This window comes from Pseudomonas sp. FW305-7 (assembly GCF_058786735.1).
This window is the reverse complement of sequence record NZ_JBYSZA010000005.1, coordinates 266,133-282,987: the sequence shown is the minus strand read 5'-3', so window position 1 is coordinate 282,987 and position 16,855 is coordinate 266,133. Positions and strand designations below refer to the sequence as shown.

13 protein-coding genes and 4 tRNA genes are annotated in these 16,855 nt (G+C 54.8%); all 17 read left to right on the top strand.

Translation table 11 applies throughout. The features are described 5' to 3' along the window. The first annotated feature begins 163 nt into the window (after window positions 1–163). The 17 genes from birA (at window position 164) to rpsG (ending at window position 16,853) form a co-directional block, all read left to right on the top strand. The gene (gene birA / locus AC3WMT_RS09885; RefSeq protein WP_103303770.1) at window positions 164–1,117 is read left to right on the top strand and encodes a bifunctional biotin--[acetyl-CoA-carboxylase] ligase/biotin operon repressor BirA; all 954 of its coding nucleotides are present in this window, start codon (window positions 164–166) and stop codon (window positions 1,115–1,117) included. A gap of 394 nt (window positions 1,118–1,511) precedes the next feature. Continuing rightward, window positions 1,512–1,949 (top strand): hypothetical protein, encoded by a 438-nt coding sequence (locus tag AC3WMT_RS09880; RefSeq protein WP_103303769.1) that lies wholly within the window; start codon window positions 1,512–1,514, stop codon window positions 1,947–1,949. 143 nt (window positions 1,950–2,092) lie between these two features. Beyond that, window positions 2,093–2,177, top strand: a tRNA-Tyr gene (locus tag AC3WMT_RS09875). A gap of 25 nt (window positions 2,178–2,202) precedes the next feature. After that, window positions 2,203–2,276 (top strand) — tRNA-Gly (locus AC3WMT_RS09870). Between the two features lie 26 nt (window positions 2,277–2,302). Beyond that, window positions 2,303–2,378, top strand: a tRNA-Thr gene (locus tag AC3WMT_RS09865). 85 nt (window positions 2,379–2,463) lie between these two features. Further along, window positions 2,464–3,657 (top strand): elongation factor Tu, encoded by a 1,194-nt coding sequence (gene tuf / locus AC3WMT_RS09860; RefSeq protein WP_103303766.1) that lies wholly within the window; start codon window positions 2,464–2,466, stop codon window positions 3,655–3,657. 53 nt (window positions 3,658–3,710) lie between these two features. Further along, window positions 3,711–3,786: transfer RNA gene (locus tag AC3WMT_RS09855), tRNA-Trp, on the top strand. Window positions 3,787–3,831: 45 nt separating this feature from the next. Further along, window positions 3,832–4,200 carry a preprotein translocase subunit SecE gene (secE, locus tag AC3WMT_RS09850; protein WP_007916493.1) on the top strand — a complete coding sequence of 123 codons (369 nt, stop codon included), beginning with the start codon at window positions 3,832–3,834 and terminating at the stop codon, window positions 4,198–4,200. 9 nt (window positions 4,201–4,209) lie between these two features. Next, on the top strand, window positions 4,210–4,743 hold the full coding sequence (gene nusG, locus AC3WMT_RS09845) for a transcription termination/antitermination protein NusG (protein ID WP_007916492.1): 534 nt from the start codon (window positions 4,210–4,212) through the stop codon (window positions 4,741–4,743). 117 nt (window positions 4,744–4,860) lie between these two features. Next, entirely contained in the window at window positions 4,861–5,292 is a 432-nt protein-coding gene (gene rplK, locus AC3WMT_RS09840) for a 50S ribosomal protein L11 (RefSeq protein WP_003228756.1), read from the top strand. After that, a complete protein-coding gene (rplA, locus tag AC3WMT_RS09835; protein ID WP_003228754.1) occupies window positions 5,292–5,987 on the top strand; it encodes a 50S ribosomal protein L1 in 696 nt (231 codons plus the stop codon). The genes rplK and rplA overlap by 1 nt, the downstream gene beginning before the upstream one ends. Before the next feature lie 198 nt (window positions 5,988–6,185). Beyond that, window positions 6,186–6,686 (top strand): 50S ribosomal protein L10, encoded by a 501-nt coding sequence (gene rplJ, locus AC3WMT_RS09830; protein ID WP_008081912.1) that lies wholly within the window; start codon window positions 6,186–6,188, stop codon window positions 6,684–6,686. 74 nt (window positions 6,687–6,760) lie between these two features. Next, the gene (gene rplL / locus AC3WMT_RS09825; RefSeq protein WP_003228750.1) at window positions 6,761–7,126 is read left to right on the top strand and encodes a 50S ribosomal protein L7/L12; all 366 of its coding nucleotides are present in this window, start codon (window positions 6,761–6,763) and stop codon (window positions 7,124–7,126) included. A gap of 221 nt (window positions 7,127–7,347) precedes the next feature. After that, a complete protein-coding gene (rpoB, locus tag AC3WMT_RS09820; protein ID WP_103303768.1) occupies window positions 7,348–11,421 on the top strand; it encodes a DNA-directed RNA polymerase subunit beta in 4,074 nt (1,357 codons plus the stop codon). Window positions 11,422–11,485: 64 nt separating this feature from the next. Continuing rightward, the gene (gene rpoC / locus AC3WMT_RS09815; protein ID WP_025113548.1) at window positions 11,486–15,685 is read left to right on the top strand and encodes a DNA-directed RNA polymerase subunit beta'; all 4,200 of its coding nucleotides are present in this window, start codon (window positions 11,486–11,488) and stop codon (window positions 15,683–15,685) included. A 215-nt stretch (window positions 15,686–15,900) separates the two neighbouring features. Continuing rightward, window positions 15,901–16,272: a 30S ribosomal protein S12 gene (rpsL, locus tag AC3WMT_RS09810; RefSeq protein WP_003186084.1), complete on the top strand. Its 372-nt coding sequence runs from the start codon at window positions 15,901–15,903 to the stop codon at window positions 16,270–16,272. A 107-nt stretch (window positions 16,273–16,379) separates the two neighbouring features. After that, on the top strand, window positions 16,380–16,853 hold the full coding sequence (gene rpsG, locus AC3WMT_RS09805) for a 30S ribosomal protein S7 (protein ID WP_007916467.1): 474 nt from the start codon (window positions 16,380–16,382) through the stop codon (window positions 16,851–16,853). Window positions 16,854–16,855: the final 2 nt, after the last annotated feature.

Sequence of the window (16,855 nt, the reverse complement as noted above, 5' to 3'; positions counted from 1 at the left end):
TTCCCCATGTGAGAGTAGGTCATCGTCAAGATTAAATTCCGAAACCCCAATTGCGAAAGCAGTTGGGGTTTTGTTTTTCCCGCAAGAAATGTGTTTGCTTGATTTCTATGCAGTTGCGCGGTGCGTGGCTATTATTCGGACCTCATTGTGAGGCGAAATCTGCATGTTGACGTTGTTGAATCTACTGAAGGACGGGCGATTCCATTCTGGCCAGGACCTGGGCGCTGCCTTGGGAATTAGTCGAAGTGCCGTATGGAAGCAGCTTCAGCATCTTGAGGCTGAGCTTGGGCTATCTATCCACAAAGTTCGGGGGCGCGGCTATCAGTTGTCTGCGCCGTTGATGCTGCTCGATTCTTTAAAAATAGGTGGGATGAAGACGGGCTGGCCGATCACGACCTTCAATTCTATAGACTCCACGAACGCTGAGGCGCTACGCGCTATCGCTCAGGGGAGAACGGCGCCATTTTTGGTACTGGCCGAGCGACAGTTATCTGGGCGCGGACGAAGAGGGCGCAAGTGGGTTAGTCCGTTTGCCGAAAACCTTTATTACAGTCTTGTGCTGCGCATTGACGGTGGGATGCGCCAGCTAGAGGGCTTGAGTCTGGTTGTTGGGCTGGCCGTTATGCAAACTCTGCGAAAGTTGGGAGTACCTGATGCGGGTTTGAAGTGGCCGAACGATGTTCTTGTTGGCAATAAGAAAATTGCCGGAATTCTGTTGGAGCTTGTTGGGGATCCGGCAGACGTGTGTCATGTGGTATTGGGCATAGGCATTAACGTGAACATGCAGATTGCCGATGAGGTCGACCAGCAATGGACATCCATCCGGTTGGAGTCTGGGGAAACCTGTGATCGTAACGTTCTGGCAACTGAGTTGAGTGAGCAACTGCAAGCTTATATACGGCGTCAGCAGGCAGATGGTTTTTCGGTACTCCAAGCAGAGTGGGAAGAAAATCATTTGTGGCAGGATCGATCGGTGTCGTTGATTGCTGGCGTCAGCCAGGTAGATGGAGTCGTACTCGGAATTGATAATCAGGGTGCACTGCGATTGATGGTGAATGGCGTAGAAAAGGTTTTTAGTGGTGGGGAACTCAGCTTGAGGTTGCGTGATGATAGGTGATTACGATTGCGACAACAGCTTTATAGAGCTGCGAGTATTGAATATCGCCCCCTGCTACTTTGGTTTCAGAGCAGGGCTCCGAGGAGGCCTTGCGTGTGGGCCTGCGGGGCAGAATAGAGTGTTATCGAGCGAGTGTCGGTTGGATAGTATTTGTACCGCCGTGATAGTGATGAGCCGATTTAAATGCTTGGGCGGGAGCTTTGTGCATCGCTTGGTTGTGAAATGTCTTCGTATGAAATAACTGGTGTCAGAGCGGTTATGAAGATTACGGGCTTTTTGGCTCTGTCGTGCGATGTCAATGCTGGGTGGTAGCTGATGTCGTGCCAGAAGCTAGGATTGTGCCTAACCTGGTGTTCGAGCTTTCGCCGTGGCGTGTCCTTATCTAGAGGTATGTATGCGTTGGTTGTTCCTGTTGCTGGTTGTTCTCAATGTTTTTTACTACGTCTGGCATCAGCAGGAAGCACCTTTGCGAGCAAAGGACGTAACTCCTCTCAGTTTGTATAAGGGTTCGCAGCAAGATATACGTCTGCTCAGCGAGACGGCAGCTGCTTCTCGTGGGAGGTCGGAGTTGCAACGGTCTGAGGAGCAGTGTCTTTATGTGGGGGGATTTGTTCGTCAGGAGCTGGTTGTGGCGCTGAGTCGGCGCTTGTCTGAGATGGATATCAAAGCTCAACCTCTCCCTAGCGGCATTCCTGCATCCGGATTTTGGCTGCGTGTTGCTCCTGAAAGCCAGCGATTGCTGGGTGATCCTCAATTGCAAAACCTTTCCAACGAATTCAATGAGTTAAAACATAAAATAATGCTGTGCGAGGGGGTTGCACCTACTGAATAGTTTGCATAGAATGGCGCCCGCTCCACAGTGAAGACCCCAACAGGTTGTCAAAGTGAAGTGATGTCAATGCAGCTAACCTCAGGTTTTTAAATGAGAAAATGCTTGACAAGGGTTTGGCATAGTATAGAATGCCGGCCTGATTAGGAGGGGTTCCCGAGCGGCCAAAGGGATCAGACTGTAAATCTGACGTCTACGACTTCGAAGGTTCGAATCCTTCTCCCTCCACCAGATTTGAGCGTGAGCTGCAGGCTCCGCGGGTATAGTTTAGTGGTAGAACCTCAGCCTTCCAAGCTGATGATGCGGGTTCGATTCCCGCTACCCGCTCCAAGTTTGCAGGTTGTGCAAAGTGTTTTGCTCTTGTAGCTCAGTTGGTAGAGCACACCCTTGGTAAGGGTGAGGTCAGCGGTTCAAATCCGCTCAAGAGCTCCATATAACAAGGCAGATATGAAAATATCTGCCTTTGTTTTAATGGTTGATATTGTTTGTCTAATTCTTCTGTTTGAGGGTGATATCGATGGCTAAGGAAAAATTTGATCGTTCCCTGCCCCACGTCAACGTTGGGACCATTGGTCACGTTGACCACGGTAAAACCACTCTGACCGCTGCTCTGACTCGCGTCTGCTCCGAAGTTTTCGGTTCGGCCGTAGTTGAATTCGACAAGATCGACAGCGCTCCAGAAGAAAAAGCTCGCGGTATCACCATCAACACCGCTCACGTTGAGTACAACTCGACTATTCGTCACTACGCTCACGTTGACTGTCCAGGTCACGCTGACTACGTGAAGAACATGATCACCGGTGCTGCCCAGATGGACGGCGCGATCCTGGTTTGCTCGGCCGCTGATGGTCCGATGCCGCAAACCCGTGAGCACATCCTGCTGTCCCGTCAGGTAGGCGTTCCGTACATCGTGGTTTTCCTGAACAAGGCTGACCTGGTAGACGACGCTGAGCTGCTGGAACTGGTTGAGATGGAAGTTCGCGACCTGCTGTCCACCTATGACTTCCCAGGCGACGACACTCCGATCATTATCGGTTCGGCTCGTATGGCTCTGGAAGGTAAAGACGACAACGAAATGGGCACCACTGCCGTTCGTAAACTGGTTGAAACTCTGGATACCTACATCCCAGAACCAGTTCGTATGATCGACAAGCCATTCCTGATGCCAATCGAAGACGTATTCTCGATCTCGGGTCGCGGTACTGTTGTGACTGGTCGTATCGAGCGCGGTATCGTTCGCGTTCAGGATCCGCTGGAAATCGTTGGTCTGCGTGACACTACTGTTACCACTTGCACTGGCGTTGAAATGTTCCGCAAACTGCTCGACGAAGGTCGTGCTGGCGAGAACTGCGGCGTTCTGCTGCGTGGTACCAAGCGTGACGACGTTGAGCGTGGTCAGGTTCTGGTTAAGCCGGGTTCGGTTAAGCCGCACACCAAGTTCACTGCAGAAGTTTATGTTCTGAGCAAGGAAGAAGGCGGTCGTCACACTCCGTTCTTCAAAGGCTACCGTCCACAGTTCTACTTCCGTACTACTGACGTGACTGGTAACTGCGAGCTGCCAGAAGGTGTTGAAATGGTAATGCCAGGTGACAACATTCAGATGACTGTTACCCTGATCAAAACCATCGCGATGGAAGACGGTCTGCGTTTCGCTATCCGTGAAGGCGGTCGTACCGTCGGCGCTGGCGTCGTAGCCAAAATCATCGAATAAGCGGTTGTAATGTATTTTTCGGGCCGGCATAATGGTCGGCCTGATTTTGTTTTAGGTCAGTAGCTCAATTGGCAGAGCGACGGTCTCCAAAACCGTAGGTTGGGGGTTCGATTCCCTCCTGACCTGCCAGATTCACTCAGTGTGTCTGGCTTTCTTTTCACAGGATCTTCATAGATGACTCCTAAGGCTGAAGCACAAGGCTCTCGCTTCGATCTGCTCAAGTGGCTTGTAGTAGTCGCTTTGGTGGTTGTAGGCGTTGTTGGCAATCAGTATTACTCTGCTTCGCCGATCCTGTACCGTGTACTTGCTTTGCTTGTCATTGCTGCTGTAGCTGCCTTTGTAGGCCTGCAGACTGCGAAGGGCAAGTCTTTCTTTGTACTGGTTAAGGAAGCTCGCACCGAGATTCGTAAAGTCGTGTGGCCAACTCGCCAAGAAACCACGCAGACCACCCTGATTGTGGTGGCTGTTGTTCTGGTTATGGCGTTGCTGTTGTGGGGGCTTGATTCCCTCCTCGGTTGGCTTGTTTCCTTGATTGTCGGCTAAGGGTGTCCCGTGGCTAAGCGTTGGTATGTTGTGCATGCTTACTCGGGTTACGAGAAGCATGTGATGCGCTCGCTGGTCGAGCGCGTAAAGCTGGCTGGCATGGAAGATGGCTTCGGCGAGATTCTGGTTCCCACTGAAGAAGTGGTTGAAATGCGTAATGGCCAGAAGCGCAAGAGCGAACGCAAGTTCTTCCCAGGCTATGTGCTGGTGCAGATGGATATGAACGAGGGTACTTGGCACTTGGTCAAGGACACTCCTCGGGTGATGGGTTTTATCGGCGGTACTGCTGATAAGCCTGCCCCGATCACCGATAAAGAGGCGGAAGCAATTCTGCGTCGTGTTGCTGATGGTAGCGACAAGCCGAAGCCGAAGACTCTCTTCGAGCCAGGCGAAACGGTGCGAGTCAACGACGGTCCATTCGCTGATTTCAATGGCGTTGTTGAAGAAGTTAACTACGAAAAGAGCCGGATCCAAGTGGCAGTGCTTATTTTCGGTCGCTCTACTCCGGTAGAGCTGGAGTTCAGTCAGGTCGAAAAGGTCTAACTGGACAAGCATCCCAACCCCGCAGCCCTAGGCTGTGGGGTTTTGTCGTCACTGGGATAAACGCGCAAGTAACCGGGGAGCCTTTCGAGGCGTTCGAACCCGTAATTGGAGTGCCTCATGGCCAAGAAGATTACCGCTTACATCAAGCTGCAAGTGAAGGCCGCTCAGGCTAACCCAAGTCCACCTGTTGGTCCTGCTCTGGGTCAGCACGGCGTGAACATCATGGAATTCTGCAAGGCTTTCAACGCCCGTACTCAGGGTCTTGAAGCAGGTCTGCCGACTCCAGTGATCATCACTGTCTACAGCGACCGTAGCTTCACTTTCGAAACCAAATCCACCCCTGCTTCGGTTCTGCTGAAGAAGGCGGCCGGTCTGACCAGCGGTTCCGCCCGTCCGAACACCGTTAAGGTTGGCACTGTTACCCGTGCTCAGCTGGAAGAAATCGCGAAAACCAAAAACGCGGATCTGACTGCAGCTGATATGGATGCGGCCGTGCGTACTATCGCCGGTTCTGCTCGTAGCATGGGCCTTAACGTGGAGGGTGTGTAATGGCTAAGCTGACCAAGCGTCAAAAGGCTATCGCCGGCAAAATCGAAGCAGGCAAGGCCTACAACATTGTAGACGCCGCTGCTCTGCTGGCTGAGCTGTCGACTGTCAAGTTCAGCGAGTCGTTTGACGTTGCTGTAAACCTGGGTGTTGACCCGCGTAAGTCTGACCAGGTTGTTCGTAGCGCTACTGTGCTGCCACACGGCACTGGCAAGACCGTTCGCGTTGCTGTGTTCACCCAGGGTCCAGCTGCTGAGGCCGCTCTGGCTGCCGGCGCTGACCGTGTAGGTATGGACGACCTGGCTGCCGAAATGAAAGGCGGCGACCTGAACTATGACGTAGTGATTGCATCCCCGGATGCCATGCGCGTTGTAGGTCAGTTGGGTCAGATCCTCGGTCCACGTGGCCTGATGCCTAACCCGAAAGTCGGCACCGTAACTCCAGACGTAGCTACCGCGGTTAAAAACGCCAAGGCTGGTCAGGTTCGTTATCGCACCGACAAAAACGGCATCATTCACACCTCCGTTGGCAAGATCGGTTTCGATGCCGTCAAGCTGAAGGAAAACGTTGAAGCGCTGATCGCTGATCTGAAGCGTATCAAGCCTGCTTCTTCGAAAGGTATCTACGTCAAGCGCGTTACCCTGAGCACCACTATGGGCCCAGGTCTGGTTATCGATCAGAGCTCGCTGGACGCGTAAGACAAAGGTTGGCGCGATTGTTCGCGCCAATTGAAAAATTGGGGTCCCTGCCTGGCGGGGGCTATCCAAGACCGTAGGCGGCGCAAGCCTTAAACCATAAGCCTACGCAGATGGTGCTCCCGGTTCCTTACCGAATCAGACACCAAAACGACATTCGGTTCCGATCGAATGAAACGGTAACAAGCAGGAGTTAAACCCGTGGCAATTAATCTCGAAGACAAGAAGGCCATCGTCGCTGAAGTCAACGAGGCTGCCAAAGTCGCTCTGTCCGCTGTCGTGGTTGATGCACGTGGCGTAACAGTAGGCGCAATGACCGGACTCCGTAAAGAGGCTCGTGAAGCTGGCGTTTACGTACGTGTTGTACGTAACACCCTGCTCAAACGCGCTGTTGCTGACACTCAATACAGTGTCCTCAACGACGTGTTCACCGGCCCGACCCTGATTGCATTCTCGAACGAACATCCGGGCGCTGCTGCTCGTATCTTCAAAGAGTTTGCCAAGGGTCAGGACAAGTTCGAGATCAAGGCAGCTGCGTTCGAGGGCAAGTTCCTCGCAGCTAATCAGATCGACGTACTGGCAACTCTGCCGACCCGTGACGAAGCAATTTCTCAGCTGATGAGCGTGATTCAAGGCGCTACCAGCAAATTGGCTCGTACTCTGGCGGCAATTCGCGACCAGAAAGAAGCTGCCGCAGCCTAAGGCTCGTCAACTTCTCGCGTTTTTTGTTTATTTCGATGGTCGCGTAGGCCGTCCCCCAATTCAGGAATTGAGTCATGTCTCTGACTAACGAACAAATCATCGAAGCAATCGGCCAGAAATCCGTAGTGGAAATCGTTGAGCTGATCAAAGCGATGGAAGAAACCTTCGGTGTTACCGCTGCTGCTGCTTCGGCTGGTCCAGCTGCTGCTGCCGCTGTTGTTGAAGAGCAAACCGAGTTCAACGTTGTTCTGCTGGAAGCTGGCGAGAAGAAGGTTAACGTGATCAAGGCAGTTCGTGAACTGACTGGTCTGGGCCTGAAAGAAGCCAAAGAGAAAGTAGACGGCGCTCCTCAGGTTGTAGCTGAAGGCGTTTCGAAAGAAGCGGCTGAAGACGCCAAGAAGAAGCTGGAAGAAGCAGGCGCTAAAGTCGAGCTGAAATAAGTATCGACTTTGCTCCTCCAGCCCGAGCGTCAAGCGACAGGCTGATGGCTGGTGGCTCTTGCCACCGGCCTTTTTCCGTTATTGGCAGCCGACTGGGTCGGCGCTGATAAGGGCGCTGTAACCACCCGATGCGGTGGCGCAAACCATGGGGTTTGCACGATTTTCTGGCTGCTCCCGTCGGGAGGGGCCAAACAAGCAGGTGACCAAGCTGGGGAACGCTGATGGCTTACTCATATACTGAGAAAAAACGTATCCGCAAGGACTTTAGCAAGTTGCCGGACGTCATGGATGTGCCGTACCTCCTGGCCATCCAGCTGGATTCGTATCGTGAATTCTTGCAAGCGGGAGCGACTAAAGATCAGTTCCGCGACGTGGGCCTGCATGCGGCCTTCAAATCCGTTTTCCCGATCATCAGCTACTCCGGCAATGCTGCGCTGGAGTACGTCGGTTATCGCCTGGGCGAACCGGCATTTGATGTCAAAGAATGCGTATTGCGCGGTGTAACTTTCGCCGTACCTTTGCGGGTAAAAGTGCGCCTGATCATTTTCGACAAAGAATCGTCGAACAAAGCGATCAAGGACATCAAAGAGCAAGAAGTCTACATGGGTGAAATCCCCCTGATGACTGAGAACGGTACCTTCGTAATCAACGGTACCGAGCGTGTAATCGTTTCCCAGCTGCACCGTTCCCCGGGCGTGTTCTTCGACCACGACCGCGGCAAGACGCATAGCTCCGGCAAACTGCTGTACTCCGCGCGCATCATTCCTTACCGCGGTTCGTGGCTGGACTTCGAGTTCGACCCGAAAGACTGCGTATTCGTGCGTATCGACCGTCGTCGCAAGCTGCCGGCTTCGGTACTGCTGCGCGCGCTCGGCTACACCACTGAAGAAGTCTTGGACGCGTTCTACACCACCAACGTTTTCCACCTGAGCGGCGAAACCCTCAGCCTGGAACTGGTGCCTTCGCGCCTGCGTGGTGAAATCGCAGTTCTGGACATTCAGGACGAGAAGGGCAAGGTCATTGTTGAAGCGGGCCGCCGTATTACTGCGCGCCACATCAACCAGATCGAAAAAGCCGGTATCAAGACACTGGAAGTGCCTCTGGACTACGTCCTGGGTCGCACCACCGCCAAGGTCATCGTGCACCCGGCCACCGGCGAAATCCTGGCAGAGTGCAACACCGAGCTGAACACCGAAGTCCTGGCCAAGATTGCCAAATCTGGCGTTGTTCGCATCGAAACTCTGTACACCAACGACATCGACTGCGGTCCGTTCGTTTCCGACACGCTGAAGATCGACTCCACCAGCAACCAATTGGAAGCGCTGGTCGAGATCTATCGCATGATGCGTCCAGGCGAGCCGCCAACCAAAGACGCTGCCGAAACCCTGTTCAACAACCTGTTCTTCAGTCCTGAGCGCTATGACCTGTCTGCGGTCGGCCGGATGAAGTTCAACCGTCGTATCGGTCGTACCGAAATCGAAGGTTCGGGCGTGCTGTGCAAGGAAGACATCGTTGCGGTACTGAAGACTCTGGTCGACATCCGTAACGGTAAAGGCATCGTCGATGACATCGACCACCTGGGTAACCGTCGTGTTCGCTGCGTAGGCGAAATGGCCGAGAACCAGTTCCGCGTTGGCCTGGTACGTGTTGAGCGTGCGGTCAAAGAGCGTCTGTCGATGGCTGAAAGCGAAGGCCTGATGCCGCAAGACCTGATCAACGCCAAGCCAGTGGCTGCGGCGGTGAAAGAGTTCTTCGGTTCCAGCCAGCTCTCGCAGTTCATGGACCAGAACAATCCGCTGTCCGAGATCACCCACAAGCGTCGTGTCTCTGCACTCGGCCCTGGCGGTCTGACTCGTGAGCGCGCAGGCTTTGAAGTCCGTGACGTACACCCGACTCACTACGGTCGTGTATGCCCGATTGAAACGCCGGAAGGTCCGAACATCGGTCTGATCAACTCCCTGGCTGCTTACGCTCGCACCAACCAGTACGGCTTCCTGGAAAGCCCGTACCGCGTGGTGAAAGAGGGTGTGGTCACCGACGAGATCGTATTCCTGTCCGCTATTGAAGAAGCCGACCACGTGATCGCGCAGGCTTCGGCGACCATGAACGACCAGAAAGTCCTGATCGACGAACTGGTAGCCGTACGTCACCTGAACGAATTCACCGTCAAGGCGCCTGAAGAAGTCACCTTGATGGACGTTTCGCCGAAGCAGGTAGTTTCGGTTGCTGCGTCGCTGATTCCGTTCCTCGAGCACGACGACGCCAACCGTGCGTTGATGGGTTCGAACATGCAGCGTCAAGCTGTACCAACCCTGCGTGCTGACAAGCCGCTGGTAGGTACCGGCATGGAGCGTAACGTAGCTCGTGACTCCGGCGTTTGTGTCGTGGCTCGTCGTGGCGGCGTGATCGATTCCGTTGATGCCAGCCGTATCGTGGTTCGTGTTGCTGATGACGAAGTAGAAACCGGCGAAGCTGGTGTCGACATCTACAACCTGACCAAATACACCCGCTCGAACCAGAACACCTGCATCAACCAGCGTCCGCTGGTGAGCAAGGGTGATCGCGTTCAACGTAGCGACATCATGGCCGACGGCCCGTCCACCGACATGGGTGAACTGGCGCTGGGTCAGAACATGCGCATCGCGTTCATGGCATGGAACGGCTTCAACTTCGAAGACTCCATCTGCCTGTCCGAGCGTGTTGTTCAGGAAGACCGTTTCACCACGATCCACATCCAGGAACTGACCTGTGTGGCCCGTGACACCAAGCTTGGCCCAGAGGAAATCACTGCGGACATCCCTAACGTGGGTGAAGCTGCACTGAACAAGCTGGACGAAGCCGGTATCGTTTACGTAGGTGCTGAAGTTGGCGCAGGCGACATCCTGGTAGGTAAGGTCACTCCGAAAGGCGAGACCCAACTGACTCCGGAAGAAAAACTGCTGCGTGCAATCTTCGGTGAAAAAGCCAGCGACGTTAAAGACACCTCCCTGCGCGTGCCAACCGGCACCAAAGGTACTGTCATTGACGTACAGGTCTTCACCCGCGACGGCGTTGAGCGTGATGCTCGTGCACTGTCGATCGAGAAGTCCCAGCTGGACGAGATCCGCAAGGATCTGAACGAAGAGTTCCGTATCGTCGAAGGCGCAACTTTCGAACGTCTGCGTTCCGCTCTGGTAGGCCACAAGGCTGAAGGCGGCGCAGGTCTGAAGAAAGGTCAGGACATCACCGACGAAGTTCTCGACGGTCTTGAGCATGGTCAGTGGTTCAAGCTGCGCATGGCTGAAGATGCTCTGAACGAGCAGCTCGAGAAGGCTCAGGCCTACATCGTTGATCGTCGCCGTCTGCTGGACGACAAGTTCGAAGACAAGAAGCGCAAACTGCAGCAGGGCGATGACCTGGCTCCGGGCGTGCTGAAAATCGTCAAGGTTTACCTGGCAATCCGTCGTCGCATCCAGCCGGGCGACAAGATGGCCGGTCGTCACGGTAACAAAGGTGTGGTCTCCGTGATCATGCCGGTTGAAGACATGCCGCACGATGCCAATGGCACCCCGGTCGACGTCGTCCTCAACCCACTGGGCGTACCTTCGCGTATGAACGTTGGTCAGATCCTTGAAACCCACTTGGGCCTCGCGGCCAAAGGTCTGGGCGAGAAGATCAACCGGATGGTCGAAGAGCAGCGTAAAGTCGCTGAACTGCGCACCTTCCTGGACGAGATCTACAACCAGATCGGCGGTCGTAACGAAGATCTGGACAGCTTCTCCGATCAGGAAATCCTGGATCTGGCGAAGAACCTGCGTGGCGGTGTTCCAATGGCCACTCCAGTGTTCGACGGCGCCAAGGAAAGCGAAATCAAGGCCATGCTGAAACTGGCAGACCTGCCGGAAAGCGGCCAGATGCAGCTGACTGACGGCCGTACCGGCAACAAGTTCGAGCGTCCAGTTACCGTTGGCTACATGTACATGCTGAAGCTGAACCACTTGGTAGACGACAAGATGCACGCGCGTTCTACCGGTTCGTACAGCCTGGTTACCCAGCAGCCGCTGGGTGGTAAGGCGCAGTTCGGTGGTCAGCGTTTCGGGGAGATGGAGGTCTGGGCACTGGAAGCATACGGTGCTGCATACACTCTGCAAGAAATGCTCACAGTGAAGTCGGACGATGTGAACGGCCGTACCAAGATGTACAAAAACATCGTGGATGGCGATCACCGTATGGAGCCGGGCATGCCCGAGTCCTTCAACGTGTTGATCAAGGAAATTCGTTCCCTCGGCATCGATATCGATCTGGAAACCGAATAACACGTGACGCGAATCGAGAGCGGGGCAGGATTGCCCGCTCTCTGCTCCGCCAGGAGGAAAGGCCTTGAAAGACCTACTGAATTTGCTGAAAAACCAGGGTCAAGTCGAAGAGTTCGACGCCATCCGTATCGGATTGGCCTCGCCTGAGATGATCCGCTCATGGTCGTTCGGTGAAGTTAAAAAGCCGGAAACCATCAACTACCGTACGTTCAAACCTGAGCGTGACGGTCTGTTCTGCGCCAAGATCTTTGGCCCGGTAAAGGATTACGAGTGCCTGTGCGGTAAGTACAAGCGCTTGAAGCATCGTGGTGTGATCTGCGAGAAGTGCGGCGTTGAAGTTGCACTGGCCAAGGTTCGTCGTGAGCGCATGGCGCACATCGAACTGGCTTCGCCGGTTGCTCACATCTGGTTCCTGAAATCGCTGCCGTCCCGTATCGGCTTGCTGATGGACATGACCCTGCGTGATATCGAGCGCGTTCTCTACTTCGAGAGCTACGTCGTTATCGATCCAGGCATGACCACCCTTGAGAAAGGTCAGCTGCTGAATGACGAGCAGTACTTCGAAGCGCTGGAAGAGTTCGGTGATGACTTCGACGCCCGCATGGGTGCTGAAGCTGTCCGTGAACTGCTGCACGCTATCGACCTGGAACACGAGATTGGCCGCCTGCGTGAAGAAATTCCGCAAACCAACTCGGAAACCAAGATCAAGAAACTGTCCAAGCGTCTGAAGTTGATGGAAGCCTTCCAGGGTTCCGGCAACCTGCCAGAGTGGATGGTGCTGACCGTTCTGCCGGTTCTGCCGCCAGATCTGCGTCCACTGGTCCCGCTGGATGGCGGTCGTTTCGCGACTTCCGACCTCAACGATCTGTATCGTCGAGTGATCAACCGTAACAACCGTTTGAAGCGCCTGCTGGATCTGTCCGCTCCGGACATCATCGTGCGCAACGAAAAGCGTATGTTGCAGGAAGCTGTCGATGCACTGCTCGACAACGGTCGTCGTGGCCGCGCTATCACCGGTTCGAACAAGCGTCCTCTGAAATCCCTGGCTGACATGATCAAGGGTAAGCAAGGTCGTTTCCGTCAGAACTTGCTCGGTAAGCGTGTTGACTACTCCGGTCGTTCGGTAATTACCGTAGGTCCGACCCTGCGTCTGCACCAGTGCGGTCTGCCGAAGAAGATGGCTCTCGAGCTGTTCAAACCGTTCATTTTCGGCAAGCTGGAAATGCGTGGTCTCGCGACCACCATCAAAGCGGCCAAGAAAATGGTCGAGCGCGAACTGCCAGAGGTTTGGGACGTTCTCGCTGAAGTGATTCGCGAACACCCAGTTCTTCTCAACCGTGCACCGACCCTTCACCGTCTGGGTATCCAGGCGTTTGAACCGGTACTGATCGAAGGTAAGGCTATCCAGCTGCACCCTCTGGTCTGCGCCGCGTACAACGCCGACTTCGACGGCGACCAAATGGCCGTGCACGTACCGCTGACGCTGGAAGCCCAGCTCGAAGCGCGTGCGTTGATGATGTCGACCAACAACATTCTGTCGCCAGCCAACGGTGAGCCAATCATCGTTCCGTCGCAGGACGTTGTATTGGGTCTGTACTACATGACTCGTGAAGCGATCAACGCCAAAGGCGAAGGTCGTGTATTCGCGGATCTGCAGGAAGTTGACCGTGTGTTCCGTGCTGGCGAAGCCGCACTGCACGCCAAGGTTAAAGTACGTATCAACGAAACCGTCAACGACCGTGACGGCAACAGCGTGAGCGGTACCCGTATCGTCGACACCACCGTCGGCCGTGCGCTGCTGTTCCAGGTTGTGCCAAAAGGTCTGTCGTACGACGTCGTCAACCTGCCGATGAAGAAAAAGGCGATCTCCAAGCTGATCAACCAGTGCTACCGCGTGGTTGGTCTGAAAGAGACCGTGATCTTCGCTGACCAGTTGATGTACACCGGTTTCGCTTACTCGACCATCTCCGGCGTTTCCATCGGTGTTAACGACTTCGTTATCCCGGACGAAAAAGCCCGCATCATCGGTGCAGCCACCGACGAAGTGAAAGAGATCGAGAGCCAGTACGCCTCCGGCCTGGTAACCCAGGGCGAGAAGTACAACAAAGTGATCGACCTTTGGTCGAAAGCGAACGACGAAGTCTCCAAGGCGATGATGGCCAACCTCTCGAAAGAGAAGGTTATCGACCGTCACGGCGTTGAAGTCGACCAAGAGTCGTTTAACTCGATGTACATGATGGCTGACTCGGGTGCGCGGGGTTCCGCAGCACAGATTCGTCAGCTGGCCGGTATGCGTGGTCTGATGGCCAAGCCGGACGGTTCCATCATTGAAACGCCGATTACTGCGAACTTCCGTGAAGGTTTGAGCGTACTTCAGTACTTCATCTCCACTCACGGTGCTCGTAAAGGTCTGGCGGATACCGCGTTGAAAACTGCGAACTCCGGTTACCTGACTCGTCGTCTGGTAGACGTGGCGCAGGATCTGGTTGTGACCGAGATCGATTGCGGCACCGAACACGGTCTGCTGATGACTCCGCACATTGAAGGCGGTGACGTTGTAGAGCCGTTGGGTGAGCGCGTATTGGGTCGTGTCATTGCCCGTGACGTATTCAAGCCAGGTACCGAGGACGTTATCGTTCCTGCCGGCACTCTGGTAGACGAGAAGTGGGTCGAGTTCATCGAGCTGAACAGCATCGATGAAGTGATCGTGCGTTCACCGATCAGCTGCGAAACCCGCTATGGCATTTGCGCCAAGTGCTACGGCCGTGATCTGGCTCGTGGTCACCAGGTGAACATCGGTGAAGCGGTCGGCGTTATTGCTGCCCAGTCCATCGGTGAGCCGGGTACCCAGCTGACGATGCGTACGTTCCACATCGGTGGTGCGGCAAGCCGTACTTCCGCAGCCGACAGCGTTCAGGTGAAGAATGGCGGTACTGTCCGTCTGCACAACCTGAAGCACGTTGAGCGAGTGGATGGTCACCTGGTTGCTGTGTCCCGTTCCGGTGAGCTGGCAATCGCTGATGACTTCGGTCGTGAGCGCGAGCGTTACAAGCTGCCGTACGGTGCTGTGATTTCGGTTAAAGAAGGTGACAAGGTCGACGCTGGCGCAATCGTGGCCAAGTGGGATCCGCACACTCACCCAATCGTTACCGAAATGAAAGGTACCGTGACCTACGTGGGCATGGAAGAAGGCATCACGATCAAGCGTCAGACTGACGAATTGACCGGTATGACCAACATTGAAGTACTCGACGCGAAAGATCGTCCAGCTGCGGGCAAAGAAATTCGTCCGGCAGTGAAGATGGTCGACGACAACGGCAAGGATCTGTTGCTGCCAGGCACTGACGTTATCGCTCAGTACTTCCTGCCAGCCAACGCCTTGGTCGGTGTAGCTGACGGCGCGAAGATTGCGATCGGTGATGTTATCGCTCGTATCCCGCAAGAAACTTCGAAAACCCGTGACATCACCGGTGGTCTGCCGCGTGTTGCCGACTTGTTCGAAGCTCGTCGTCCGAAAGAAGCGTCGATTCTGGCTGAAGTCAGCGGCACCATCGCGTTCGGTAAAGAGACCAAAGGCAAGCGCCGTCTGGTCATTACCCCGAACGACGGTAGCGATCCGTACGAAGAGCTGATTCCGAAGTGGCGTCACCTGAACGTGTTCGAAGGCGAACAGGTAAACCGCGGCGAAGTTATCTCTGACGGTCCTAGCGATCCGCACGACATCCTGCGTCTGCTGGGTGTGAGCGCGCTGGCCAAGTACATCGTGAACGAGATCCAGGACGTTTACCGTCTGCAAGGCGTGAAGATCAACGACAAGCACATCGAGACCATTCTGCGTCAGATGCTGCGTAAGGTTGAGATCTCCGAGTCCGGCGATTCCAGCTTCATCAAGGGCGACCAGATGGAACTGACTCACGTACTGGTAGAGAACGAGCGTCTGGGCGCGGAAGACAAGTTTGTCTCCAAGTTCACTCGCGTTCTGCTGGGTATCACCAAGGCGTCGTTGTCCACCGAATCGTTCATCTCGGCGGCTTCCTTCCAGGAAACCACCCGTGTACTGACCGAAGCGGCAGTCACCGGCAAGCGCGATTACTTGCGCGGCCTGAAAGAAAACGTGGTCGTGGGTCGTCTGATCCCGGCTGGTACCGGTCTGGCATATCACAGCGAGCGCAAGCGTCGTCGTGATGCTGACAAGCCGTTGCGCGTAAGCGCCAGTGAAGTGGAAGCGGCACTGACCGAAGCGCTGAACTCGAGCGGTAACTGAGTTCTGCGATACATGAGCTGAGGCCCTGATCGCTCCGTTCGTCGAATCGAGACAAATTGTCAAGGTTCGACGAGCGGGGAGGTCGGGGCCTCGCCTTGACTGGGGACAAGATCCTCTTTAGACTCTTGATCCCCTAAATTTGGCGGGAATTCGTTCCTGCCATTTTGCTTTTCTTGCAAGACAATAGCGTCGCAAGACAACAGTGGAGCTAGTAGATGGCAACTATCAACCAGCTGGTACGTCAGCCGCGTAAGCGTATCGTCGAAAAATCCGACGTACCTGCGCTGCAGAACTGCCCGCAACGTCGTGGCGTGTGCACTCGTGTGTACACCACTACGCCGAAAAAACCTAACTCGGCACTGCGTAAAGTATGCCGTGTGCGCCTGACCAACGGTTTCGAGGTTTCCTCGTACATCGGTGGTGAAGGTCACAACCTGCAAGAGCACAGCGTGGTACTGATCCGCGGCGGTCGTGTAAAAGACTTGCCAGGTGTTCGTTACCACACCGTTCGCGGCTCCTTGGATACTTCCGGCGTTAAAGGTCGTAATCAGGGTCGTTCGAAGTACGGTACCAAGCGTCCGAAGTAATCGGCCGTTTTGCAGATTTTCATTTTATTGAGTCGATAAGAGTAAGGTCGGGCACGCATCCATCGGATCTGTCCCGAGCTAACCTGAAGACCGCTTGAGGGCTTATCATGCCAAGACGTCGCGTAGCAGCAAAGCGTGAGATTCTGGACGATCCGAAATACGGAAGCCAGATCCTCGCCAAATTCATGAACCACGTTATGGAGAGCGGCAAGAAAGCCGTTGCCGAGCGTATCGTTTATGGTGCCCTGGAAACCGTTGCGACCCGTAAGGCTGGCACCGATCCCCTGGAACTCTTCGAAAAAGCACTCGACGCCATCGCTCCGCTGGTCGAAGTGAAGTCGCGCCGCGTTGGTGGTGCTACTTACCAGGTTCCGGTCGAGGTTCGTCCTTCCCGTCGTAACGCTCTGGCAATGCGCTGGTTGGTAGACTTCGCCCGTAAGCGTGGCGAGAAGTCTATGGCTCTGCGTTTGGCTGGCGAACTGCTGGATGCTGCTGAAGGTAAAGGTGCTGCTGTTAAGAAGCGTGAAGACGTGCACCGTATGGCTGAAGCCAACAAAGCTTTCTCGCACTACCGCTTCTAATT